Genomic DNA, 26871 nt, shown 5'->3' on the forward strand with positions numbered 1-26871 from the left:
GGATAGTAAAGTTGAAAATTAGCTTAGGGTTACGATGAGGGAATTGGCTGAAATAACACACCATCTCAATATTTAACTGTAATGAAAATGGAAAAAGGCATGGTTAATCACAAATATACTGGCTAAAGCAGGTTTTCGATTTTAATCAGTGACCGCTGGAGTACTGTTTTTATATTTCCACGGATAGTACTGGCTATACAATATAAAAATGAGTCTGAGCTGGGGATAGGATGGTTAATTTAATCTATTGATTTAGCATGTATTTATATTTTTATCTAAATTATCCCTTCGAGATATTCTCTGGTTTTTTCTTAATTAAACACAGATTAAAGGATTTTATTCACCTAAATCATGCGATAAAGCGTCGATGCGTAAGACCTTTCCTACACCAAGTCAGCCCTAAGTCTCATATACAAGGAAAGTCTTAAATCGTTTAATAGCAGCATAAATTTTGAGCTCATATTTTGATTTGGATCAACCATATTAAAAATGAATTCAACTCCCAGGCACCAGGCCTATAAAGTTTGGGTATCGCAACGCGATAAACATTATATATCAGGATTATTTAAATGAAAAAGCAACTGGCTAAAATTACTGTACTGTCTTCTTTGATTTTTGGTATTAACGCTGCCAATGCAGAAGCACCTACTGCGGAATTAAAAGTTATCGGTACTTTAACTGTGCCAAGCTGCACCGTGAATGCACCGGATGATGGTGTTTACGACTTTGGTAAATTATCTTCATCTTTGATTAAATCAGGTGCGACCACCACAGCACTGACACCAATCACTAAAAACTGGACAGTAAACTGTGATGCGGAAACTTATCTGAACTTTACACCAGTGGATAACCGCGCAGCATCATCTGCCAACACTGGGGTAGCCACTAGCTTTGGTATGGGTAACGTGAACGGCACCGGCAAAATCGGTTACTACACGGCACAAATCAAGAATGGTACCGTTGATGGTAAAGTATCTAACGTATTTTCTTCTGTGAACTCAACGTTCACCGCCACAACCGTTGCCAACCTGACCACGGGTATGCGTACCGGTTGGTCATCAGCTGCCAACACCCAAAGCGTTGGTAAAGTGTTCACTGCTGATATTACCGTTAGCCCAATTTTGGGTGGTACTACCGTTATGGCTGGCCCAATCACTGAAGATGCAGAAATCGACGGTTCAATGACCATGAACTTTGCATTCGGTATCTAATTACCCGTACATCAGGGTATAAAATAAGGGCAGACTTATATTTCTGCCCTTTATTTTGCCTGAAGCTCTATTTCAGAATAAGTGCTAATAACATTAATGTATCCGAGTGGTTCTCATTTTATGAAAACGTATATTTTCAAATTCACTCTTTTTACTTCAATAATTTTATCTGTGGCAGCACAAGCGGCACCGCCTTCGGCAGAATTAAAAGTTAAGGGTAAATTGGGAGTGCCAAGTTGTACGGTAATCGCCCCAGATGGTGGTATTTACGATTTAGGTAAGATTTCAGCCACGAATGTGAAATCGGGTATCGCCACCACAGCATTACCAACGATGACCAAAACCTGGACTATCAATTGTGATGCTATAACGTATTTAAGCTATACCAGTATTGATAACCGCCTGGCATCCGTCAGTGATACTTCAACCACCCGAAATCATGGGCTAGGTAATATTAATGGTACCGGTAAAATTGGTTTTTATACTGCGACATTAAGTAACTCACGCGTTGATGGAAACAGCACTTCCATGTATTACAGATTGAGTACAGGGGCTGCAACTGCTGGAAGCAGCTTATTTTTAGTTGATAGTTATTATTATGGCTTCTCTAATGCCTCCGCTATCGCCATAGCGGGTAAATCATTTAGTACTGATATTACTATTACACCCACATTGGCGGGGACCACGACGATGAATGGCCCAATTACCGAAGATGCAACTATCGATGGCTCAGTAACAATGAACTTCTCATTTGGTATTTAATGGTTATGAAAAGCCTGATTATAAATTCTGCCATCTTATCTTCTTTTCTATTAAGCGTGACCGCCCATGCGGCAGCACCGACTGCTGAATTGAAGGTTAAAGGGAAGATTGGTCTTCCAACTTGCACTATCAATGCCCCTGATGGCGGTATTTATAATGTCGGTGAAATTTCAGCAAGCCAGGTAAAAAGTGGTACCGCAGTAACAGTATTGCCATCAATCACAAAAACCTGGACGGTCACCTGTGATAGCTTGACGTATCTGAGCTTAACTGCGATAGATAACCGTAAAGCTTCTGTTAGTGATAGCACTATTCATAACTTTGGTTTGGGTTTTGTGAATGGTACTGGGAAACTGGGTTTTTATAAAACGACGATGAGCAATGCTACGGTCGATGGTGTCAGCAGCTTACTGTATTTTATCGATGCGAATAACGTATTGCAGGGGGGGCATACTCTGGAAACATTAACCAATAATTTTCGTTTTGGCTGGTCTGAAAATGCCACCACAGCAAAAGCGGGTAAAGTATTCAGTGCCGATTTTACAGTAATACCGACATTGGCAGGTTCAACTACTATGGGCGGAGCCATCACTGAAAATATTAATATTGATGGTTCTGCCACCATGAATTTTTCTTTTGGTATTTAATTCATAAAAATCCTATACACAAGGTTGTCTTCATTTTTTAATAACCTTGTGTACTCTTTATTGTATAAAACAATATTGCCTCTTAACCCATTTGTTTCCCTTACTTTTTAGGACAACACTGTGTTTGCGCGTTGCGTATCGTTTTCGTTTACAGCATTCCTCTTATCTCTTTTCCCTGTAGCGGCTCTTTCCGCCACAAAAGAGGGTGCAGTGGCGTTTGATATAAAAACACTGGAAGGGTTAGGGTATTCGGCAGAATTAGCGAATTTTTTTAGTCAACAGGATAAATTTTTACCCGGTCAGCATGATGTCGCTATCATTGTTAATGCCAATAAAACCTATCATGTTGCAGCTACCTTCGACAGTGAAGGTCATTTGTGTGTGGATCGTAACTTACTCATTGCATTGAAGTTGCGTCATAAAGACAGTGGTGATAGCTGTGAAAACCTTGAAGCTTTGTGGCCGGGTGTCGTAATAAAGTTATTCCCTGGTCAATTTCGTGTGGAAATGACCTTGCCGCAAGAGGCATTTGATCCCGAAATGGAAAGCAGTGACTACCAAAGTGGCGGCCATGCCTTATTACTGAATTACAATTTGTTCGGCCAGCGGATCGAAACTAATAGCGATAATCTTAATTTATTTCAAGGGCAGTTTCAGCCGGGTATTAATCTGTATAACTGGGTACTGCGTAACCGGGGTTCTTATACCTATAATCAAGGGGTAGGCCACTACGATAATCAGGAAACCTACGCATTACGCGCGGTGGAATCACTGAAATCAGTCATGCAGCTGGGTGAATTTGGTTTAGTCGGTGACACTTATTCGGGCCTGCCGATCGTAGGTACCCAACTATATTCCGATAATGCTCAACTGAATAATACACAGCTGGTGGTGCCCATTGAAGGGATTGCTAATACCAACGCCACTATTGAAATTCGCCAACGTGGACGTGTTATTTACCGGACCGTCGTGCCACCGGGGCCATTCTCGTTGTCCAATATCAGTAATTTTTCCAGTGGCGTGGTTACTGATGTTGATGTGATTGAAGAAGATGGTACCCAGCAGCATTTTACGGTATCAAATTCTCTTGACCCTAATTTTGAACAGCAGGCGACCACATACCAACTGGGGTTGGGCCGTTATCGGGATAGTTTGAATGAAAGTGAAACTAAATCGCCATTATTAGCATCGGGTGAGGTCTCTTTTAGCCCGGTAAATGCATTGCGTGTCACTTCGGCTGGGCTGGTTTCCCCTGATTATCAAAATCTCAGTGTACAAAATCTTTATAGCGGGCTGGAGAGTGCCTGGTTTTCAGCGGCGGCAAGTTACTCTAATACCAAAGATGCCGGGCAGGGGTATCAGCTGACGTTACAAAATCAGGTAGCCATTAATGGCAATTTAAGCGCTTCATTGTCGACATTATATGACTCATCGAGCTATTGGTCGCCGGATAATGCCCTGAGCAGTGGCAATAATCTGAATGAACTGAAGTACGGCAAACTGAAGAACTCGACATCGGCCGCCGTATCCTGGGCGCATCCTCGTTGGGGCGCATTTTCCTACGTTTTGTCTAATAATATGTATTATCAGGCCGCAGACAGTGTTTCCCATACATTTTCTGCGAGCGAACAATTTGGCCGAGTGACTACCACGCTAAGTTTTCAGTCAACTTCGCAGGGGCAAAATTCAGTCTACATTGGCATCAATATGCCATTGGGTAATGGATCCCTCAGCGGGCGGATGCAACGCAACAATGGCAATATGACCTTAGGTAGTACTTACCAAGGCCGTTGGGGTGATAACAAAGGGTATCAGGTCGGTATAACAGGTAGTGATAGTCAGCGGCGTATTAATGGGGCACTGAATATGAACACGGCGTATTCGCAACTGGCTGGTGGGGTTTCTCAGGCCACTAACAATAGCCGGTCAGCTTATGTTTCGGCAAATGGATCAATGGCTTATGCGAATAACACCTTTGCGACGTCTTCATCGGCAATCGGCGATACCTTTGCGGTGATAAATGTGCCTAGCCAATCTGATTTACGTGTTTCTTCGCCTAGTAGCGGAACGTCAATCACCGATTATGCTGGAACCGCCTTATTGCCATCCGTGATGCCTTACACGGCATCAAAAGCACAGATAAGCACCAAAACATTGCCACTGAATATTCGTCTTAACAGCACCAGTGCAGATTTGAAGATGACACGCGGCACAGTGGCAACCCGTAATTTTGAAGCAACCGAGACCCGCCAGTTGCTGCTCAGTATTCGTGATAGTAATGGTGAAATGTTGCCGATAGGCGCTAACGTGCTCGACGAAAAGGGCAACTTCCTGGGAACGATTATTGGTGATGGCAACTTTATGTTGGAAAACAAAGCGATTGGGGCAGCTTTGCGTGTTAAGGCTACCAACCGCAGTGAATGTATTGTGAGTTATGTTGAGCCGGAGAAGTTTGACCCGGATGCATTGTATGAAGTTGCCGACGCTGTATGTCATTGATTTTAAATATTGTCGAGCAAGCAGATACTCAGTAACGATTTTTTAGACATAGGATCTATTATGAAAAATATCATGGTTAATAATGGCAGTGTTGGTGCAATGACTGCATACACTCATCTCATCAAACGTGTTAAATCATTTTTGATGTTTAATTTACTGGTGCTGTTAAGTTGCTGGAGTTTGGCATCCTATGCATCTTTCAAATTAGAAAGCACTACGGTTATTTTAAAAGAAAATGAGGGTCGCACCAGCTTTACTATCGAAAATACATCGGCAAACCCAATATTGCTGGTGACTAAATTGGTCGACTTGGATGGCAAAAATCTGAGTAAGCAAATTTTGATTTCCCCACCGGTAACCCGAATTGATGCCGGGCAAAGCCAGCAAGTTAACTTTGTATTGAAGAAAGGCACCGCATTGGATTCAGAAGTTCTGTTAAAAGCTTCGTTTGAAGGTGTTGAGCAGGTGCCGGGTAATGCGACTGTGATGCCAATACGTCAGGAAATTGGTTTTCTTATCCAGCCAAATTCTGTGCCACAGATTAAAACCCCATGGCAAGAATTGGTTTTATCCACCTCAGGTAATAACTTAATGATTAAAAACCCGAGCAAGCATGTGGTTCGCCTTGGCCCTCAGGTGATTTTAGTCCCAAGTAATGAGGTTGTTCCTTTGGGTAGCCCTTATATTATGCCGGGCCAAACCAAACAATTTGCCATTAAGTCATCACCCACTTCAGTGAAAGTCACACCACTGAGTCGCTATGGCTTTGTACAACCCGAAGTTACTGTACCGGTTACACGTTAATAGCAATGAGTCAGTTAACACAAAAAGCGGCCGATGATGGCCGCTTTTGAATTAATGAGGGAACTGAGAGGGCTAGCTGTCTTTTTTCTTGCCAAAAATTTTCAGTAAGGCACCAACGGCACAACCCATCACCACACCTAAAATCACCCATTCAGTAAATGACATATTCAGACCCTTTTATTCGTTTGGGCTGATTATATAAATTATTCCCTGCTTGTCCATGTCTGCCCGACCCTGAATTAATAACATCCCAGCGCTATAGCTTCGCCAGCATCTCTCGGGTAACCAAGACAATACCGCTTTCAGAACGATAAAAACGGCGAGCATCTTCATCAGCGTTTTCGCCAATGACCATGCCCTCGGGGATAATACTGGCGCGGTCTACGACACAGCGGTGCAACCGACAAGAGCGGCCTACATTGACGTCGGGTAGTAATACACAAGAATCAATATTACAGAACGAATTGATTCGCACTCGGGAAAATAGTACCGAGTTGACTACCACGGAACCGGAGATAAAACAGCCACCGGACACCAAGGTATTCATGGTCATGCCATGACTACCAGAGCGATCCTGAACAAATTTTGCCGGTGGCAATGGCTCCGCATAGGTGCGTATTGGCCAATGTGAATCATACATATCCAGCTCTGGTGTAATAGCTGCCTGATCGAGGTTAGCTTGCCAATAGGCATCTAACGTCCCGACATCACGCCAATAATCAGGGGCGTCGGGCGAGGTGGAAACACAAGATAATGAGAACGGATGTGCCCAAACATGACCCTGTTCGGTGATTTTCGGCAGAATATCTTTGCCAAAGTCATGGCTGCTATTTTCGTCCGCGTGATCGCTTTCAAGCAGACCAAACAGGAACTCTGCGTTAAAGACATAAATCCCCATGCTGGCCAGACTACTATTGGGTTTACCAGGCAGAGTAGGAGGATCTTCAGGTTTTTCCCAAAACATTTTCACCTGTAGCTGTTCGGAGACTTCCATCACACCAAAGGCCGTTGCTTCCGTCTTGGGGACTTCAATGCAAGCTACAGTACAAGCCGCACCACTTTCTACGTGATCGAGCAGCATACGTGAGTAATCCATTTTATAGATATGGTCACCTGCCAAAATCACCACATATTCAGCACGATAGCGGCGGATAATATCCAGATTCTGGAAAACAGCATCTGCGGTACCGGTATACCAATGTTCTCGTCCTTGACGTTGTTGTGCCGGCAATAAATCAACAAACTCGTTCATCTCTTCACTGAGAAATGACCAGCCATGTTGGATATGTTGCACCAAGGTATGAGACTGATACTGAGTTATCACACCGATACGGCGAATGCCCGAATTAAGGCAATTTGATAGTGCGAAGTCGATAATGCGGTATTTTCCGCCGAAGTGAACAGCGGGTTTTGCTCGGACAGACGTAAGGTCTTTAAGGCGTGAACCGCGGCCTCCTGCAAGAATCAGGGCTACGGCTTTATTGGGAAGTTGTCTGGCCGACATGACTCTGTCGATATCGCCTGCTTTCCGCATGTCAGACTCCTTATAATTTGTATGTATAGCCGCTGGATGACAGGCTATATCCATCAACCCTATTGCGCTAAATACTGTCCGGTCAGTGACCGGATTGATAGTGCGGGTTTATACCTCCTTTAAGTATTAGTGTCGTTAATAACATAATCGGCTAAATATCGTTCTAACAATGAGAAGCGAATCAAGTTTAGCGCGTTCCAGCTTAAAATTTTTCGTCCTTCTATCCCATTTGACGCGGATGTTTGTTGCTTTTCCGCATTGTGAGGCCAGCGATCGTCGACCATACTCGATAGGGCAAAAATATTCGTAGTTTTAATAAGGATATAAAATTATGTCAGTTGCAAAGAAATATCTGCACTTATCCGCAGTCACTTTGATAATGGGCTGTTTTACAGCAGGCGCTGCCCCGATTGTTACAGCGCCGACCGGCTACACATTAGAGCGTGTGGTTATTTTGAGTCGACATGGTGTTCGCTCCCCGACAAAACAAACCCAGCTAATGAATGATGTCACACCTGATAAATGGCCCCAGTGGCCAGTAAAAGCGGGTTATTTAACACCGCGAGGGGCTGAGTTAGTGACGTTGATGGGGGGGTTTTATGGTGATTATTTCCGTAGCCAAGGGTTGTTGTCTGCGGGGTGTCCGGTCGATGGCTCCGTTTATGCACAGGCAGATGTTGACCAACGAACCCGCTTAACCGGACAGGCATTCTTGGATGGAATCGCACCGGATTGTGGTCTGAAAGTACATTATCAGGCTGATTTGAAAAAAGTTGACCCGCTATTTCATACCGTCGAAGCGGGGGTATGTAAACTGGACTCAGCGAAAACTCATCAGGCTTTTGAGGAGCGATTGGGCGGGCCATTGAGTGATCTGAGCCAGCGCTATGCCAAACCCTTTGCCCAGATGGGCGAGGTACTGAATTTTGCTGCATCGCCTTATTGCAAGTCACTGCAACAAAATGGAAAAACCTGTGATTTTTCCACTTTTATGGCAAATGAAATTAAGGTAAACGAAGAAGGTACTAAAGTTTCTCTGAGTGGGCCATTGGCACTATCGTCGACATTGGGTGAAATTTTCCTGTTACAAAACTCACAAGCTATGTCGGATGTGGCATGGCATCGGCTCAGCGGTGAAGAGAACTGGGTTTCGCTATTGTCGTTACACAATGCGCAATTTGATTTGATGGCCAAAACCCCTTATATCGCTCGCCATAAAGGGACTCCGCTGTTGCAACAAATTGATACGGCATTAGTGCTGCAACGCGATGCCCAAGGGCAAACACTGCCGCTGTCACCGCAAACCAAATTGCTGTTCCTCGGCGGGCATGATACCAATATTGCTAATATCGCTGGGATGTTAGGGGCCAATTGGCAATTACCACAACAACCTGATAATACCCCGCCTGGTGGCGGATTAGTCTTTGAGCTATGGCAGAACCCAGATAATCATCAGCGCTATGTCGCCGTGAAAATGTTCTATCAAACGATGGATCAGCTGCGAAATGCCGAGAAGTTAGATCTGAAAAATAATCCAGCTAAAATTGTTCCAATTACCATTGAAGGTTGTGAGAGCGAGGGTGATAACAAACTTTGCCAACTTGAGACTTTCCAAAAGAAAGTTGCCCAAGTGATAGAGCCAGCTTGCCATATTTAAGCTGAGATTATCGAATGCTCATAAATACCCATCGGGTAAGATAAAAGCCCATCATGTAATAGGATGTTGCACTATGGGCTGTTTAGTATCGGTTATTATCCTGAGATTTAATAATCTCTGGCATTATATAAATAAAAAAACCGGAGCTTTCTGGTAAATATAGAAAACTCCGGCGAAAAAGTGACTAACGCACTGAAAGCAATGTTGCAATTAGCGGAAGTACTACAGTTTAACTACTACAGTTTAAATATGATTAACCGAGTCTGACTAAATCGAAAGGCACATAGCGCTCACCGGTATGTTGTAACTCTACAACCGGCTCCCGCTCTGCCTGTACAGGTGCCAGACCTTCAGCATGAATAGCTTTTGCTACGTCAATTTCCCCAGTTTGTGCGACCATCACACGTTTGCCAGGAATAATTTGGTTTCTGTTTCTGTCATAGACCTTAACCATATTAACCTCCAATAGTTATCTGATAAGGTTCAATAACTGCCGGGCGCAATGTTCACACCTAAGTATTATGGAGTTGGCTTACATTCTGCGAAAAATGATATTTATTTTTTTCTCAGGGATCAAGTCGTATAAACATTTTTTTTGGGAAAATATGCCTACTGAAAATCTACTTCGCCAGCGGATTTTCAGTAGGCACTCGACAACAGAAAGCGGTGCGTTATATCAGTGGCTTCTGCGTTAATGATTCCAGTATTTTTAGCGGGGATTGTTGGGGGTCTTTCATCCCTTTAACGGGCAGAAGGAAAGTTTGCTCTAGCATAAATTGTCCTCCCATCGCTGCATGGGGGGTTTGATCTGAAAAACAGATCCAACTACTACCTGCTGGGAAATCAATAGCTTGTTGCTTGCCATTTTTTTGGTAATCGGCATCTGATTTCATTTTATCATGTAGCTGAAGCATCAGATGATCGTAATGGCTCCTGCGGCGCTTGGTGATCCCAACTTTATGCTGCAACCAACTGCTGAAAGGAGAATAGCTATCGAGTTGCGGCAAATAGCGGCGGGCTAATTGCGTAAAGTCTTCACCTACACGCCACGAACGGGGTTCATTATGAGGGTTGATATTGGTAAAAATACGAATGATTCGCTCACCATAATTAGGCCGCGAAGGGAAAGCATCAACATGCAAGCGGCTATCATCCTTTCGCCACGATGTTTTATCGCGCCAGGCGGTAACGGGGTGCAAGCGTAGGCTATTGGTCGGGCTGCGCAGTGCAGAGGTATACTCCGGTAGTAATTGATTTACCAGACTCAGGCAACTCTGATAATAGCGCTCCAGCAACTGGCGGGTTAACGCTACTTTGCTTTCATCAGTCACACCAGTTAGTGTGCCGTCCAGCGGTTTAAAACTGATATTTTTGCGTTTAGTATCAACCAGCGCGGGGTTAAGCAGTAGTTTTTCCTGTTCATTCAGTTCAAACGCCAGATGGGGTAGAAAAAGTACTTTACCTTGCTCCAGAGCCTCGACGGCACTGGAGCTTTGCACATTATCTTCGTCCCAACGGGTATAGGGGAGCGTAAGAATCGATGAATCTGACGCATTACTTTGATTATTACTCATCAATTATTCGCTTCTATAATTTTATTCAGGTAAAGAATAGCTCGTTATTATAGATAAAATGAGGGGTAGGGTACAGATTTCAGATTTTACTTTCCCTGGGCAACCTTACTAAGGGGGGCAACCGTCGCATGATTGGGGAGGATTTGACGATTGATGTCTGGATTTCGGCATATTCTGACCAGCGGTCAATGATAGTATCCAGTTGTTCCATCGAATGAATATATAAGCGGCTGATGAAACAATCGTCGCCGGTCACTTTGTCACACTCAACACATTCTGGAGTTTCTTGAATCATCTCTTCTGCTACGCGCAGCATTCCGGCTAAGGGTTTGACGCGTACAATAGCTTGCAAATTGTAGCCGAATGCCTGCTGGTCCAAATCGAGTGTGTAGCTGCGAATGATATGACGTTCTTCAAGACGCCGTAGACGTTCGGAAGTACTCGGGGATGAGAGATTTACTTGCTGTGAGAGGTCTTTCAGAGATATCCGTGCATTTTTTGCTAAAATGGCAATCAATTGTTCATCAATCTTGTCCATGCCTATGTGCCTTTTATTATTAAAAACAATAACATTATTATAGGCATCATTTTAATTTGCCAATGATTCTTTCCTGAAAAATATGATGGGTTTGGTCAATAAAAAGTGAGTTTTCTAGTATACCCTGCTGAGGATTCAGCAGGGTCAAATGAAACAGGATGCCTATAATTATTGCCTGATAGCAGAGGTACTGGCCAACGAGGTAGTTTGGTTGAGTTCATTGGTTCTCATCGACTTTTTTTGCAGATAAGCTAAATCATAGACATCATAGAAGTCTATTTCGCCTTTATTGCTAATAATATGTTTAAAGCGAATTTTAAAGTCATCACTGATATTTTTGCTATTTAGTATTTCATCAATTGCTTGCGTCGATAATGCACGGCTGAAGAACCATTCACCGTTATAGCAAACACGTAAGTCGAGGATACCAATATCCTCAAATTTAAACACGGGTTTGATTTCCATCATGAGCACGGCAGACATCAAAACAAAGAAAGCGGTAAAGGCAACCATATAGCCAGTACCAAAGTAAGGGGTTAAGTACATTAAAACTAGAACAAAAAAGTATGATATCAACATTGCAAGGCAAAGATAGGGATGCTTGTAGACAAAATCGCTGTTAAATTTTAACCGACCATCTCTTTTTTCTTTTTGATTTATTCTTGCGATGTCATCGATTAATATTTTCTTAATTATGTCCATAATTATGACCTTGTGATGAATAACTCATATAAGTTAAACCATAGCGGTTTGTTATAGAATAACATGAGAAGTTAAATTTAAGGTATATCAGTTTGATTAATTAGTTAGTAAAACTGTTATGGCCTAATAGGCAATAATGCGGAGTTATTATTAATTCATCAGATGAAAACAAGCACTTATGCTTGGATTCCACCTGATGAATTTTCATGGTACGGGCAATTGTAGTTCTGAACAACCTTAAGCGATCAGGACAATTTTACCAATATGCGTGCTGCTTTCCATCAATTCATGGGCTTTTGCCGCATCTTCCAGCGGGAACGTTTGGAAGATCTGTGGTTTCATTTTCCCATCATTTAACAACGGCCAAACTTGTTGTTCCAGCTCTTTAGCGATAAGTGCTTTTTCTGCCACGGTACGTGAGCGCAATGTTGAACCGGTGTGAGTCAGACGTTTTAGCAACATTAACATCAGATTCAGATCCTTGGCATGCCCATTCTGGGTACCAATTTGAACAATTCGACCATTCATTGCAGCAGCTTCATAGTTACGCGCGACATAATCACCCGCAATTAAATCCACGATTACATCAGCTCCTTTACCTGCGGTGGCTCGCTTTGTTTCGGCGACAAAATCTTCAGTGTGATAGTTAATGGCGATGTCGGCACCTAATGTCAGACATGCTTGCCGTTTTTCTTCTGACCCCACGGTGACAATAACCATTTTTGCGCCAAATGCTTTGCTCAACAATATTGCCGTAGTACCTATACCGGAAGATCCACCGTGAATCAATACGGTTTCACCCGCTGTGAAATGACCACGTTGGAACAGGTTTGTCCACACAGTAAAGAAAGTCTCTGGTAATGCTGCCGCTTCGATTTCAGTCAGACTGGGCGGGATAAATAAGGCATTGGTTTCATGGATAACGCAATACTGAGCATAGCCGCCACCTGCGATTAAACCACACACTTTGTCGCCAATTTTAAATCGCGTGACATCAGCAGCGACTGCAACTACCACACCTGCAATTTCTAATCCTGGGATATCGGAGGCCCCTGGCGGTGGAGCATATTGACCTCGGCGTTGCATGACATCAGGGCGGTTAACTCCTGCGGCTGAAACCTTCACTAAAATTTCACCCGCAGCGGGCATCGGTGTAGGGCGCTGAATGGGCGTTAAGACTTCAGGGCCACCAGGCTGAGTAATCTCAATGGCGACCATGTTCGCTGGGAGATGGGTTAACGATGTCATAATATTCCTCTGGTAACATGAATATACTGAGTCAGGAGCTGTGCCGATGACGAAGTAATTATCTTAGCCCCGTAATCTAAATAATTCATGGAGTGAATGTGCTTAAGTTATGACAAGGTCGCAAAAGGGAGAGAGCGGCGAGTGAAAGCAGAAAACAAAAAAAGCGCCCAATAGGGTGGGCGCATAAATTTGCAAAGGAGTAGTACATGTATGACTCGTTGCATTGCAATAAGCGAGACTAAGAGATGTTTAGAACATATTGATACTAGGAATATTTCCTTAAGTTCGATATAGGGATAAATCTGAAACTGGGCGTATTAGAAATTCTGTGTTTATATTGTTACAAAATCTGTTGCTATCATCAGATTGAGTCTTTGTATTGCCAACAGACTTGATATTGATAAATCTCATTAGTCAGTAAGTAATCAGCATGGACGCTAGGGCTCCATGAGTCATCACCACCCACCCCCATATGGAAACTATCGATATTTAGCCAGGTACCTGCTTCTGATCTAAGTAAGTGCTGATGGCTGGCTGCCATAAGTTGCTGAGTACTGTAACGGCTGATACCAAAATGGAATTGACCTGTTAACTGCCAATTTCCATAACTCAACATCCTGGTGTTGCAACGTAGCCCATTTTCACTGGGGAATATGTAGGGAGTATGCATTTGGTCAAGTGGTTGCGACCAATGACGATGCTGTGCCGATAGCTGACGGTCAGGATAGTTTTCGTGAGGTCCTAACCCTAACCACTCAACATTTTCATAAACATCAGATAACTGGCAACACATGCCGACTCTTGCTAAAGAGGGTAGTGAAGTTGCTACCTGGACTCGGACATCAATAGTCATGCGCCCTTGTTGATCAAAACGGTATAACCAATGAGTATGTAATAACTGTTCTTGGGCAAACTCGTAGATATATTCCGCGCTGATTTGTATTGTCTGAGACAATGTATCTGCATGTAGTGATAAACAACGTTGCTCCAGTTGATACATGCCCGCTTTTTTCCAGCGTTCAACCCAAGCATTTGGGTCAATCCGCGTTGTTTCACTGATGCCAATATCGTTATCTAGCGGCGCACGAACAAATTGATCTCGCAATGGGGTCAGTAACCTGTTTTTCCCACCTACACACCATTGTTCAAGTAATCCGGTTTGACGATTAAACTGCCAATGTTGTTGCTGGTGGGTCACCGTAATATGCTGTGTATCTTGGTGCAACTTGAGGTTATTGGACGTAGCTGAATCAGTTAAGCCGTGACCTAAGACCGTTAAAGAGTGTGGTAAACGCCATTGGGACCAAGCGCAACGATGATTACCTGGTGACCATGCGGTCTCTTTTACCTGTATAACCTCAACATTCAACCATAAATCACCTGGCCCACTGATAGCGGGTAATCGCTCGGTTAGGCTGAATTGTTGTGTGCTTTCAGGTAATAGGTCTAGCGGGAAACTCCCTTCCAAAACTGATTTACCCGCTAACTCGATGCGCCAGTATAGATGTTCGTTCTCGCTGTTTCTGAACAGGTATTCACTGGTTACATTGATTACCAGCGGTGAGGTGCTAACCAATGAGAATTGGAAGAACTGCTGCGCGCATTGCGCCTCATACAAGCTGGGGTGAGGGGTACGGTCGGGGAAAACTAACCCATTCATGCAGAATTGGCGATCATTAGGGCTATCGCCAAAGTCTCCGCCATAAGCCCAATAAGGCTGACCATTTTCATCATTACGGGTAAGGCTTTGATCGACCCAATCCCAAACGAATCCACCTTGTAGTCGGGGATATTGGCGAAACGCTTGCCAATAGCGGGCAAATCCACCAAAACTGTTCCCCATAGCATGGGCGTATTCACACAAAATCAATGGGCGAGATTCATTCGGTAGACCAATCCATTTCTTAATGGCCCACTTAGGCACTGCCGGGAAAGGTTGATCCTCATCTACGCGGGCATACATGGGGCAAACAATATCGGTAGCCTGAGTATTCGCACCACCCCCCTCATATTGTACCGGGCGTGTGGGGTCATTGGTTTTTATCCAACGATAGAGTGCATCGTGTGTGGCACCATGACCAGATTCGTTACCCAATGACCAGATAATAATGCAAGGATGGTTACGATCACGCTGAACCATCCGTGTAACTCGTTCGCTAAAAGCGGAAAACCACTGTGGATCATCTGCCAACCGCCCCATAGGTTGCATCCCATGAGTTTCAATGTTGGCTTCATCGACAACATATAAACCATAGCGATCGCACAGGCGGTACCATAGCGGATGGTTGGGATAATGTGAGCAGCGTACGGCATTAAAGTTATGCTGCTTCATCAGAATGATATCTTGCAGCATACCTTCTTCATCAATAGCTTGCCCTGTTTGTGGGTGATGTTCATGACGATTCACCCCTCGAATCAGTACTGCTTTGCCATTGATTTTGAGCAAACCTTGATGAATGGCGACTTGCCTGAAGCCAACATCATAGGCTTCTGCTTCTATCAGTTTTTGCTGACTATCCAGTAGCGAGACGACAGCCCTATATAACGTAGGTTGTTCTGCGCTCCATAATAAAGGATGTTCTACTCGCAAGCTTAGATGAGTGCGGTCGGTATAATGGCCTCGTTCGTCAATTGGCTGAGTACCCAGGGGCTGTCGCAAACTGGCGACTAACGAATCCGCTAGCCAGAGCTGAACCTGGATTTGATAGGTTCTCGTTACTTGTGAGTTATTAATATCGAGTAGAGGAATGTTAATGGCGGCCATTACCTCTAAATGTGCGTAGCTAAATTCTGGTGATAAATGTGTAGAGATGTGAATATCCCGCAAATGAATATCTGGTTTGTGCAGTAGGCTGACATCGCGGAAAATTCCGCTCATCCGCCACATATCCTGATCTTCCAGATAGCTACCATCACTCCAACGTAATACGAGAACAGCAATACGGTTATTTCCAGCTTTCAGATATGGAGTGAGATCAAACTCCGCGGGTAGGCGGCTATCTTGGGAATACCCGACCCACCGGCCGTTGCACCAGAGATAGAAAGCGGAACTCACGCCATCAAAAATAATGCGAGTTTGTCCCGATAAGAGCCAGTCAGGCTCTAAGGTGAAATTATATGAATAGCAACCGGTTGGATTATTTTGCGGTACCCGTGGTGGATCAACGGGAATAGGGTATTGCACATTAGTATAAATCGGGATGTCATAACCGTGGCGTTGCCAATTGGAAGGCACTGGCATAGATACAGCTTCTGGTAAATCGTGATCAACCCATTCATCGGGCACGGATTCTGGTTGGGTAAAATAGCTGAATGACCACTGTCCATTGAGTAACTGCCGCTGCGGAGAAAGTGCATCGTTTTGAGCTGCATCGAGATGACGCCAACTGTAAAATGGCGGATGTGCTTCCAGGCGGTTGTACTGTGTTATCTGCGGATTTTCCCAATCCCGGCGAAACAGAATCTGCGATAAGGCTGGTGTAGCCTGCGGTTTAACTTCTTGCTGTGCCGTCATAATTTCAGCCTTATCTTTTACGAAAGTTAGCTTGCTTGCGCTAAGACTATTAGTTAGTCGTGAAAATGGAGTTAGTCATAGTCATAGTCATAGTCATAGTCATAGTCATGGAAATGTAGTTAATCGTGAAAATGTTATGCGCTCACAATTGTCATGACATCAAGATGAGTTCAGCTGAAAGTAAAGTAAATAGCGGTTGGTTAAATAGTCGAGAGTGATCGCATTTATTCGTTTTTGTGCCGCGTGGGGTTAACCGGGGCGGTGGTCTGACGGATTATCAGCTCAGTTGCTAATGATAACGAGTGAGAAGGCGGCTCAATGGTATGGTGTAATCTGACGATTAGGCGGGATACACACTCTTCCCCTAATAACCTGAAATTCTGCCTGATTGTGGTGAGTGGCGGCTGAAAATAAGCACTGTCCGCTGTGTCATCATAACCGATAACAGAAACCTCCCTCGGGATATCGACATTAATTTCATGCAGAGCTCGCAGGACACCCAGTGCCATTTGGTCGTTAGCAACCAAGATGGCGCTAAATGGGGTATTGCTGGCAATCAATTTCTGTGTTGCCTGATAGCCACTCAAGGCACTCCATTCTCCGTAGTAGACTGCTTGCGGTGTCAGTGAGGCATGAGTCAATGCCTGTAACCAGCCCTGATGACGTAATTGGGCTGAAATCGCGTCTTTGGGCCCGCCAATAAGCACTATTTTCTGGTGGCCCAATGCAATGAGGTGGTTGGCACCTTGAATTGCGCCTATTTTAGGATCAAATAGAACACTGAATGCAGCAGACTGTGGGTCAACATCAAGAAAAAGTACCGGAGTATCAGCACATTGTTCGGTAATTTTCTGGCTGCGTTTGGGCTTCAAAGGAACATTGACTAAAATCCCATCAACACGTTGAGCCAGTAACTCGTTTATAGCTTGCTGGCAGGCGTGTTCGCCGTGGTCATCAGCCATGGCGATAACCACATTATACCCCAGTTCACGGGCTTTCCTTTTTACTGCGGCAGCTATTTGCGAGGGCGCATGCAAAGAAAGGTCGGTGGTGGCTAGCCCGAGTGTCAGGCTATGTTTACCGGCTAATTGCTGGGCGACCCGGTTAGGAACATAGTTCAGCTCAACCATAGCCAATTCAACCTTATGACGGGTTTTAAGCGAGACATGAGGGGCCTGGTTTAAAACGCGTGATACGGTTTGATAGGAAACACCAGCCTGGCGTGCAACATCATCTAAAGTGGCAGACTTGGGTTTCATGTATTTATCTCAAGGATAGGTGACGGCTTATCATAGCAAATTCAAAGGATAAATTTTCAGCATCAAGCTGCAAATAGAATCAAAACAGGCGATTGAAGTTTTTTTTGACTTTGTTGATGCTAAAATCAGGATAAGCATTGGGGAGTATTTACAATGTTTTTACTGATTATTCTGCCTAATACCGAACAGCAAGAGTATAATAAATAGCTTTTTTGGTTTTATTTTAGTCATGTAAACAAGAATCTTCCGTTTGCCTGCTAAAAAGAGTTGCTATTAAAAGCCGGTCATGAGTTAATGCGTCTCGGCCTGTGGTACAGACCTATTTATGCACGACATCTTGAGTAAAGTGGTTCATATTTAAAGCGTTATCGTTGATAGCTCTTCACTGACGAATTTCCTTCATAGTGCCTCCATAAGTAACGACTGATAACCGGCTATAACACGCCCATGGTGGCAAAATTTTTTAATAAAGGAAATACACATGTCTAACATGATGAAAGGTCAAGTAAAGTGGTTCAACGAGTCTAAAGGCTTCGGTTTCATCACTCCAGCTGATGGCAGCAAAGACGTGTTCGTTCACTTCTCTGCAATCCAAGATCAAGGCTTCAAGACCCTGGCTGAAGGCCAGAATGTACAGTTCTCTATCGAGAACGGTGCTAAAGGTCCGTCTGCAGCAAACGTAACTGCAATCTAATTGGCCTTTGGCTGATTATAAAAAAACCCGCTAAGGCGGGTTTTTTACTTTCTGGCGTTCAACAATCGGAAATAATACAGCGTCACTTTTCCCCGTTCGCGGATTCCCCAAGCCCCCTTTATCTAAACCCACTATTTCCTTCTGCTTAAATATATTCATCAAAACCATACTCTTGATTGAGCGTAAACCTTATCATTCTCACCTGATTCTGTACTACACTAGCAGCATTGATTTAATTGAAGGTAATGTCATGAAAGTAAATGATCGGGTGACAGTAAAAACTGATGGCGGCCCACGACGTGAAGGGGTTGTGTTAGAGGTAGAACAGTTTAGCGAAGGTGTTATGTATTTAGTTTCGTTGGAAGATTATCCGGCAGGCGTGTGGTTCTTTAATGAAATTGATAGTCATGATGGCACCTTTGTTGAGCCTCTTCACAAGTAGAGTGACTCACACATTTATTTGCTGACACTCATCGAGCGGCAATAAAAAACCGGAGGAAGGTGTGAGCCTTGTCTCCGGTTTTGCTATCAGCCTTTACAATTATCATTCAGCTGAATAGTCGCTAGTTATAACTCAGAACGTCTCCCAGTTCAGCGAGTCATCAGTCGGCTTCTTATTACCACCGGTTTTATTCTGGCCTGTTGAAGTTGGGACTGGAGTTTTAAGTGCCGGGGCAGGGTTACGTCCATTTAAATGGAATACCGCAACTGCTTGAGTCAGTATCTCAGCCTGTTGTTCCAAAGAGGCTGCCGCTGCTGACGCTTCTTGTACTAAAGAGGCGTTTTGCTGTGTCACGTTATCCATTTCAGATACCGCTTGTGCAACCTGACTAATGCCACGGCTTTGTTCATCCGAGGCAGAGGCAATCTCACCCATAATATCAGTCACGTGCGTGACGGCTGTGACAATCTCGTTCATGGCTTTACCGGCATCAGAAACCAGAATAGAGCCATCACCAATAAGGTCAACAGAGACTTCGATCAGCGATTCTATCTCTTTGGCCGCATCAGCACTGCGCTGTGCCAAATTACGAACCTCACTGGCAACCACGGCAAATCCACGGCCTTGCTCACCGGCTCGGGCGGCTTCTACCGCCGCATTCAATGCCAGAATGTTGGTTTGGAAAGCAATGCTGTTAATGACGTTAGTAATTTCAGCAATTTTCATTGAGCTAAGCGATATTTTATCCATCGTGCTAACAACATCATTCACGATGTCGCCACCTTGGGCTGCCTTACCGGATGCATTCGCTGCCAATTGGCTGGCATGGTGGGCGTTTTCCGCATTTTGTTTAACGGTAGCGGTCAGTTGCTCCATGCTGGCTGCGGTCTGTTCAAGTGAGGCGGCTTGTTGCTCGGTTCGTGCGGAGAGGTCTGTATTACCCAGCGCGATTTCACTGGATCCTTGATAGATAGATTCTGCACTGCTGCGGACGGCTTCAACCGTGGAGGATAATGAATCCTGCATTTGCTGAATATTATTACCTAACACACCGATTTCATTGCGGCCAAATGGGGCTGGATGTTGTGTTAAATCCCCTTGAGCAATGCGTTGAATTCTTTCTACCAGCCGGTTAATCGGTTTGATAATGACTTTGCTGATCACTAAAAAAGCAATTAATGTCAGCAAAATAGCGAGAATAAAGGCCCCTCCCATCAGTATGTATCCCAGGCGCGCTTCCTGCTGAGCCGACTGATTAATTTCGTTGGCGCGCTCGGTGCGATATTTAACGGCTTTTAGCAACGGCTCGTTATAGGCATCATCTAACTGATTAAGTTTTTCTGCCTCCAGTGAGATAACTTCTTCGAAATGTCCCTCTTTAGTCGCCTCTAGCATGAGTTTCATGCCATCGTCGCGATACTGTTCATAGGCCTTTTTGAGGGGGCCGTCCAGAGCGGTGTCCGTTTCAGATTTGATTGGGCGGTTATAGTAGAGGTCAAACATCTGTTGTGACTGAGAAATACGATTTTCTGCATTCTTCAAGCCTTGCTGGTAGCCCGTTGCATCGCCAATACGTGCCGATGATGCAGCCTGAATTAAGATAAGGCGTGCTGTACGCAGATGGTTTGAGCTGTTAGACAGGCCCAGACGGATATCCAGTTCTTGAGTTGCTTCTTCCAGCGATTGGTTACTTTGTTTTAAAAAGTATCCAGACGTACCAATTGCCGCGGCAAATAACAGCAGTATCCCCGCCAAAATGGCGATAAACAAAGTGACCAGACGCATATTATTAACAAAAAACACTTTCGTATCTTTATTATGTTCTGGCGTTATTTTTATATCCAATGGCTTATGCGTACTTCCACGTTTCATTGTCAGTTCCGTTTCTATAGTCGCTCGAGGAAAGGTCCTTGCCCTATCTGCCCTTATATGAAGTTACCTTGTGGTTGGCGGCCGAATGGTAACTTCAATGAGTTTGGGTTAAGGCATCGCTACTTAAAGTTAATCCACCCCTATATCTAAAATAATCTCAACAGTCCTTTAAGAATCTATCGGCAACAGCCCTAAAATAGTTAGGACTATAAATGAGATCGCGATCGCAGTTTGAATTAAAGAGTCATTACATTTCTGTAATTACGTCAATGACTTGAAAGGTTTTCTCTGGCGCAATACGTCGCGCGCCAGTTAGGGACGCTCTATTGAAGCCACTGCGCAGTAGCGTTGCCAAGAGGAGAGGCGACAAGCCCCCAAGACCATTGGGTTGTTGATAAGGATAGTGGTGCACGTAAACGTAAAGCAGGGCCCCAATAAGTCATTTCGGGTTGCAATTGATAATCTTCGGTTGTTGCACTGCTGGTTTTTAAATTGATGTTATCCGGCTTATAAGGAGTATCAATCAATATATTGGCGGTACGGGCTAAAGATAGGCGGGCACTGTAACCGGTATTTTGTATCAGGCGCTGAATCAAGCCTTGTATCGCTGCTGCCGCCATCAAATAACCGGTGGCATGATCTAACGCTTGCACTGGAAGGGGGAACGGGTGCGGTGTGTTTTGCCATCTCATCCCCGCTTCGGCAATGCCGCAACTCATTTGTACCAGGCTGTCAAAACCTCGTCGGCTACGCCAAGGACCACTCCAGCCATAGGCATTCAGACAAATATCGACTAATCCTGGGGATAATTGTCGCCGCTGTTGCGCTCCGTAGCCTAATCCTTCTAATGCACCTGCTCGGTAACCGTGGATAATGATATCTGCCTGACGCAATAATGCTTCAAAGATAAGCCGGTCATGGTGATTAGTAAGATTCAATCGCGCACAGCGTTTGCCTAGGGTGACTTCTGGCTCAATAGCCGGTTCATCCCAGGAAAAGGGATCGATACGTAAGACATCAGCTCCTAACCCAGCCAGAAAGCGGGTAGCGATGGGGCCCGCCAGTACACGAGTGAGATCGAGTACTCGCATACCTGCCAATGGCTGCGTCAGCGGGATTTCCCAAGTGGGGGCGGTTACCTGCGGATGATCGAAAGCGGCAAATATTGACTCTCGTGCGACACTCTTTCCCTGCATATGTTGTTGCCAGTATTGGTGGGAATGCATTTGGGCAGCACATCCACCAGAGGTGATAACTGCATGCTCCAACTCACTGACTTTCCAGCGACTGACTGCATCCGCTACGGCTGCTTTATGTTTATGCGGCCCTAATAGTCGCTCGACTACGCTACGATGGTGAGGGGCATTCGTATGTAAACGAATCCAACCATCACTGGCTTGATAATCGCCGGCGATGGCATCCCATGCGGAGGGCAATTGCCAGTTAATCGGTTTTAATGACCAGGCAAACCACAACGAAGCCAAACGCTGATCAACAGTGACTTGTGGGTTTAAACCATGTTTTGCTTTGATTAATGCTGCAACCGCTAATCCCGCCGTGGCAATGGATGCACCAGCCAGTTGGCTGACGGGGAATGCTGATGGCAGTTGCCCTTCACCGGTGAATAATAATGAGGTATCAGGTAAATCGGCATAACCCAAGCTGCTCCACAATTGGTGAGTCATCGTTGCTGTTTGCGATATTTTCATGAAAAACTCCAGTGAAAACTTTATGTTTGCAGTGTAGCAACAAGGTGAATACTTTGCCGTAGTCGCCTTATTTTGGGCAAAATGATACGCGATGATGTGGTGTTATTAATTTTCGACATAAAATACACTGCTATTTCTATTATTTAATTAACCTCCAATTGGTTTAAGTTTTGTTTAGAAATATAACCTTTACATAATTATCATTGGAAACTATACTCTTGAAAAATTTCGGTGGAGAAACTAATGGACACGCAAAGTAGTAGTCAAATAAACAAGGCAAGTTAACTCATCTCCCGACCGATTTGTTGCTTGCCGAAACATGGCGGGCAGCACCCTCTCTGTATTTCCTGAGCTGTGCATACCCTATAGTTTTCTAACTCAATGATGATATTTTGAGTTTATTAGTTTGGGTTTTTATTATGGTATTTAACAGCCACGCACTCTTTCCTCCAGGCGTTAGCACCCGTTATTGCTGATTTACCGTTAGGTATATATCAGCACAATGACCTGTGTGCTAAATAGCACATGATTATTCTACCAATGATTAATTCATGGAGAGAATCATGGCATTAACTCCTTTTGTTGTGAATTTATTACTGGCGATGTGTTTGGGCGCGTTAATTGGTGCCGAAAGACAATGGCGTCAGCGGATGGCTGGATTACGGACTAATGCATTAGTTGCGACGGGTGCGGCCGTATTTATTCTCAGTTCCTATGCCACCTCTCCTGATAGCCCAGGGCGTATTGCTGCCCAAGTGGTTTCAGGAATAGGTTTTCTTGGGGCTGGCGTTATCATGCGTGAGGGCATGAATATTCGAGGCCTGAACACGGCGGCAACTTTGTGGTGCTCTGCAGGGATTGGCGTGCTTTGTGGCCTGGGATTGTATTGGAATGCTGTTGTGGCGACAGCAGTTATTCTATGCGCCAATATATTGCTACGCGAGGCCGCGCAACGTATTAATATGCAGCCTCAGCAGCAAGCCGTTGATTTAGAAGTTCGTTACCGCATTCAAGTAACTTGTGGCGCGGAAGATGAAGTATTGGTTCGTACTCTTATTTTACAGGCCCTCAATGGTGTGGCATTACGGTTGCAGTCATTATGCAGTGCCGATATTGCTAAGCCAGGGCAATTAGAAGTCTGTGCTGAAATAATGGCGACGCCAGCAGCGCAAAAAGAAATTGAAAGTATTGTATGTCGGGTCAGTCTGGAGCGGAGTGTTAGTGCTATTCATTGGCGCATCGCCTCAGAGTTACCTGTATAAGTCATGGAATTAATATACTTTTCAAATTAGCAGTCAATAAATAATGCTAACCCATGTGGTAGTAAGGAGTTGTTATGGACGATCACCCCGGAGTTAACTTAATTAGCTGCTGCTAATTAAATATAAAAATTGGCAGCGCCATAATAGTTCGGCACATTTATCTCTCAATAATTGAGCGGATAAACCCTGTGCGTTTAGAATTAAAAGAGAAGCGTTATGACCAAATTTCAAAAGACAGGTACAGCCCGCAGCAATAATAATAAGAAACCTTTTACTATTGCATTAGAGGCTAAAAATAGCTTGGATCAAACTTTGTCCAAGCTGAATGCTAATTTAAACGGACTAACAGAGGAAGATGCTAAAGAACGGCTAGAGTTATACGGTCTTAATGAAGTTGCACATGAGAAAGCACCTCCGGCACTGATTCAATTATTGGCTGCATTTAATAACCCTTTTATTTTTGTTTTAATGATTTTGGCGGCAATCAGCTTCGTGACTGATTATTGGTTACCTTTGCAGCGGGGCGAGGAAACCGATCTGGTCGGCGTTAGCATTATCGTGACGATGGTTTTAATTAGTGGGTTATTGCGTTTTTGGCAGGAATACCGCACCAACAAAGCTGCCGAAGCACTGAAATCGATGGTGCGCACCACGGCGACGGTACTGCGTCGTAGCAGCCATAGTGCTCAACCGGCAAAACAGGAAATTGCCATTAAGCAATTGGTGCCGGGCGATATTATTTTGTTATCTGCCGGGGATATGATCCCAGCTGATTTGCGACTGATTAAATCCAGGGATTTGTTTATCAGCCAGGCAATCCTGACAGGAGAAGCCATACCCATTGAGAAATATGATGCAATGGGGGCTATAGCACCAAAATCCGTCGAGGCGGATGCCAGCAGCGAGAGTGAATTGCTTGAGTTGTCGAATATTTGTCTGATGGGGACTAACGTTGCCAGTGGAACAGCAATGGCGGTGGTGGTTGCTACTGGAGGGCATACTTATTTCGGGTCGCTTGCTAAGTCTATTGTGGGCAACCGCGCGCAAACCGCGTTTGACCGGGGAGTTAACAGTGTTAGCTGGTTATTGATCCGTTTTATGTTGGTGATGGTACCGATTGTATTGCTGATTAATGGATTCACAAAAGGCGATTGGAGTGAGGCGGCGCTGTTTGCGTTGGCGGTAGCCGTTGGTTTGACACCTGAAATGTTGCCGATGATTGTCAGCTCTAACCTGGCTAAGGGCGCGATAGCGATGTCGCGACGCAAAGTGGTGGTTAAGCGGCTGAATGCTATACAGAATTTCGGTGCTATGGATGTATTATGTACCGATAAAACTGGGACATTAACGCAAGACCGGATCATTCTTGAACACCATTTAGATGCACGTGGCAGCAATGACAGCAGAATATTACAGCTGGCATGGCTCAACAGCTTCCATCAAAGTGGTATGCGCAATCTGATGGATCAAGCGGTTATCAAATTCAGTCGTGGCAAGTCAGAAATTGATGCTTTGCGCAGTTTTAATAAAGTGGACGAGTTACCGTTTGATTTCATTCGCCGCCGTTTGTCTATCGTGGTGAAAGATGAACAGCAGCATCAGACATTGATTTGCAAAGGTGCAGTGGAGGAGATGCTGAGCATCTGTACTCATGTGCGTGAAGGTGATGATATTTATCCACTGGATGAAACTCGCCGCACCTCATTGTTGGCATTGGCTACACAATATAATGAAGACGGTTTTCGTGTTCTGCTACTGGCAACCCGCGAGTTGGGGACGCAACTCAGTGAATTACCTTTAAATATTGATGATGAGCGCGAGTTGGTTGTTCAAGGGTTGTTGACGTTCCTTGACCCACCCAAAGAGAGTGCAGAGGCGGCGATTGCAGCATTGCGTGAAAATGGCGTTGCGGTAAAAGTATTAACCGGTGACAACCCGATTATTACGGCTAAAATCTGTCGCGATGTGGGGCTGGAGCCAGGCGAGCCACTGAGTGGCCTTGATATCGAGAACATGGATGATGTCACGCTGGCGCGAGAAGTGGAGTTGCGCACGGTGTTCACCAAATTAACACCGCTGCAAAAATCACGTGTTTTGAAAATGCTGCAAAGCAACGGCCACACCGTCGGTTTCCTTGGTGATGGTATTAATGATGCCCCGGCATTGCGCGATGCTGATGTGGGGATTTCCGTTGATACGGGCACAGATATTGCCAAAGAGTCAGCCGATATCATCTTACTGGAAAAGAATTTGATGGTGTTGGAAGAGGGCGTGATTAAAGGACGTGAGACTTTTGGTAATATCATCAAGTACTTGAATATGACCGCCAGTTCGAACTTCGGTAATGTCTTCTCCGTGTTGGTGGCCAGTGCATTTATTCCATTCTTGCCCATGCTTGCCATTCACTTATTACTACAAAATCTGATGTATGACATCTCTCAGCTCTCTCTGCCGTGGGATAAAATGGACAAAGAGTTTTTACGTAAACCGCGCAAGTGGGATGCTAAAAATATTGGTCGCTTTATGCTATGGATTGGGCCAACTTCGTCGATCTTTGACATTACTACCTTTGCATTGATGTGGTTTGTCTTTGCGGCCAACAGTGTCGAGCATCAAGCTTTGTTCCAATCAGGCTGGTTTATTGAGGGCTTATTGTCGCAGACATTGGTCGTTCATATGTTGCGCACACAAAAAATTCCGTTTATTCAAAGTACAGCGGCACTGCCAGTGTTATTAACCACCGGTGTCATTATGGCGATAGGCATTTATATTCCATTCTCACCATTAGGAACATTGGTTGGTTTGCAACCATTACCATGGCAATATTTCCCATGGTTAGCCGGTACTTTAATTAGCTACTGTGTTGTTGCGCAATTGATGAAGCAGTTTTATATCCGCCGTTTCGGCAAGTGGTTCTAACAACGTATATTGATGTTTATGTCA

At 44.5% G+C, this 26871-nt stretch carries 20 protein-coding genes; 10 read left to right on the forward strand and 10 right to left on the reverse strand.

Annotation, left to right across the window (positions count from 1 at the left end; genetic code table 11):
- The first annotated feature begins 569 nt into the window (after positions 1-569).
- The 5 genes from QSV56_RS16710 (at position 570) to QSV56_RS16730 (ending at position 5923) form a co-directional block, all read left to right on the forward strand.
- Complete coding sequence (locus tag QSV56_RS16710) at positions 570-1211, forward strand: DUF1120 domain-containing protein (protein ID WP_046051181.1); 642 nt, start codon at positions 570-572, stop codon at positions 1209-1211.
- Between the two features lie 120 nt (positions 1212-1331).
- Positions 1332-1973 (forward strand): DUF1120 domain-containing protein, encoded by a 642-nt coding sequence (locus QSV56_RS16715; RefSeq protein ID WP_050131848.1) that lies wholly within the window; start codon positions 1332-1334, stop codon positions 1971-1973.
- Positions 1973-2620: a DUF1120 domain-containing protein gene (locus QSV56_RS16720; RefSeq protein ID WP_050298825.1), complete on the forward strand. Its 648-nt coding sequence runs from the start codon at positions 1973-1975 to the stop codon at positions 2618-2620. The genes QSV56_RS16715 and QSV56_RS16720 overlap by 1 nt, the downstream gene beginning before the upstream one ends.
- 120 nt (positions 2621-2740) lie before the next feature.
- Positions 2741-5119, forward strand: a complete 2379-nt coding sequence (locus QSV56_RS16725; protein WP_050870515.1) for a fimbria/pilus outer membrane usher protein — start codon at positions 2741-2743, stop codon at positions 5117-5119.
- A gap of 60 nt (positions 5120-5179) precedes the next feature.
- Positions 5180-5923, forward strand: a complete 744-nt coding sequence (locus tag QSV56_RS16730) for a fimbria/pilus chaperone family protein (RefSeq protein WP_019080879.1) — start codon at positions 5180-5182, stop codon at positions 5921-5923.
- 256 nt (positions 5924-6179) lie between these two features.
- On the opposite strand, the gene glgC is transcribed toward QSV56_RS16730, so the two are convergent.
- Complete coding sequence (gene glgC / locus QSV56_RS16735) at positions 6180-7457, reverse strand: glucose-1-phosphate adenylyltransferase (RefSeq protein ID WP_011816633.1); 1278 nt, start codon at positions 7455-7457, stop codon at positions 6180-6182.
- 331 nt (positions 7458-7788) lie between these two features.
- On the opposite strand from glgC, the gene QSV56_RS16740 reads away from it, so the two are divergent.
- Positions 7789-9114: an AppA family phytase/histidine-type acid phosphatase gene (locus QSV56_RS16740; RefSeq protein ID WP_301212993.1), complete on the forward strand. Its 1326-nt coding sequence runs from the start codon at positions 7789-7791 to the stop codon at positions 9112-9114.
- A 253-nt stretch (positions 9115-9367) separates the two neighbouring features.
- On the opposite strand, the gene ydfZ is transcribed toward QSV56_RS16740, so the two are convergent.
- From ydfZ to QSV56_RS16775, 7 genes are all read right to left on the reverse strand, one after another.
- A complete protein-coding gene (gene ydfZ, locus QSV56_RS16745) occupies positions 9368-9568 on the reverse strand; it encodes a putative selenium delivery protein YdfZ (protein ID WP_019080876.1) in 201 nt (66 codons plus the stop codon).
- Between the two features lie 217 nt (positions 9569-9785).
- The gene (locus tag QSV56_RS16750) at positions 9786-10688 is read right to left on the reverse strand and encodes a Kdo hydroxylase family protein (RefSeq protein ID WP_050329045.1); all 903 of its coding nucleotides are present in this window, start codon (positions 10686-10688) and stop codon (positions 9786-9788) included.
- 79 nt (positions 10689-10767) lie between these two features.
- Positions 10768-11226, reverse strand: coding sequence for an Lrp/AsnC family transcriptional regulator (locus QSV56_RS16755; RefSeq protein ID WP_019080874.1), 459 nt, complete (start codon positions 11224-11226; stop codon positions 10768-10770).
- Between the two features lie 168 nt (positions 11227-11394).
- Positions 11395-11928 (reverse strand): YlaC family protein, encoded by a 534-nt coding sequence (locus tag QSV56_RS16760; protein ID WP_019080873.1) that lies wholly within the window; start codon positions 11926-11928, stop codon positions 11395-11397.
- A 237-nt stretch (positions 11929-12165) separates the two neighbouring features.
- Complete coding sequence (locus QSV56_RS16765; protein WP_019080872.1) at positions 12166-13176, reverse strand: NAD(P)H-quinone oxidoreductase; 1011 nt, start codon at positions 13174-13176, stop codon at positions 12166-12168.
- Positions 13177-13537: 361 nt separating this feature from the next.
- Positions 13538-16690, reverse strand: a complete 3153-nt coding sequence (locus tag QSV56_RS16770) for a beta-galactosidase (protein WP_046051175.1) — start codon at positions 16688-16690, stop codon at positions 13538-13540.
- A 224-nt stretch (positions 16691-16914) separates the two neighbouring features.
- Positions 16915-17949 carry a LacI family DNA-binding transcriptional regulator gene (locus tag QSV56_RS16775; RefSeq protein ID WP_046695184.1) on the reverse strand — a complete coding sequence of 345 codons (1035 nt, stop codon included), beginning with the start codon at positions 17947-17949 and terminating at the stop codon, positions 16915-16917.
- Positions 17950-18430: 481 nt separating this feature from the next.
- On the opposite strand from QSV56_RS16775, the gene cspE reads away from it, so the two are divergent.
- The gene (gene cspE / locus QSV56_RS16780) at positions 18431-18643 is read left to right on the forward strand and encodes a transcription antiterminator/RNA stability regulator CspE (protein WP_002210893.1); all 213 of its coding nucleotides are present in this window, start codon (positions 18431-18433) and stop codon (positions 18641-18643) included.
- Positions 18644-18893: 250 nt separating this feature from the next.
- A complete protein-coding gene (dsrB, locus tag QSV56_RS16785; protein ID WP_004701013.1) occupies positions 18894-19085 on the forward strand; it encodes a protein DsrB in 192 nt (63 codons plus the stop codon).
- Positions 19086-19217: 132 nt separating this feature from the next.
- On the opposite strand, the gene QSV56_RS16790 is transcribed toward dsrB, so the two are convergent.
- Together QSV56_RS16790 and QSV56_RS16795 are read right to left on the reverse strand one after the other, a co-directional pair.
- Positions 19218-20957 (reverse strand): methyl-accepting chemotaxis protein, encoded by a 1740-nt coding sequence (locus QSV56_RS16790; protein WP_301212994.1) that lies wholly within the window; start codon positions 20955-20957, stop codon positions 19218-19220.
- Positions 20958-21280: 323 nt separating this feature from the next.
- Positions 21281-22666 (reverse strand): CoA transferase, encoded by a 1386-nt coding sequence (locus tag QSV56_RS16795; RefSeq protein ID WP_301212995.1) that lies wholly within the window; start codon positions 22664-22666, stop codon positions 21281-21283.
- A 563-nt stretch (positions 22667-23229) separates the two neighbouring features.
- Between QSV56_RS16795 and QSV56_RS16800 the strand changes: the two genes are divergently transcribed.
- Together QSV56_RS16800 and mgtA are read left to right on the forward strand one after the other, a co-directional pair.
- The gene (locus QSV56_RS16800) at positions 23230-23928 is read left to right on the forward strand and encodes an MgtC family protein (RefSeq protein ID WP_019080867.1); all 699 of its coding nucleotides are present in this window, start codon (positions 23230-23232) and stop codon (positions 23926-23928) included.
- A gap of 216 nt (positions 23929-24144) precedes the next feature.
- A complete protein-coding gene (mgtA, locus tag QSV56_RS16805) occupies positions 24145-26847 on the forward strand; it encodes a magnesium-translocating P-type ATPase (RefSeq protein ID WP_050122726.1) in 2703 nt (900 codons plus the stop codon).
- Positions 26848-26871 lie beyond the last annotated feature (24 nt).

The sequence above is a fragment of the Yersinia sp. 22-579 genome (assembly GCF_030433455.1).
Taxonomy (GTDB): Bacteria; Pseudomonadota; Gammaproteobacteria; order Enterobacterales; family Enterobacteriaceae; genus Yersinia; species Yersinia enterocolitica.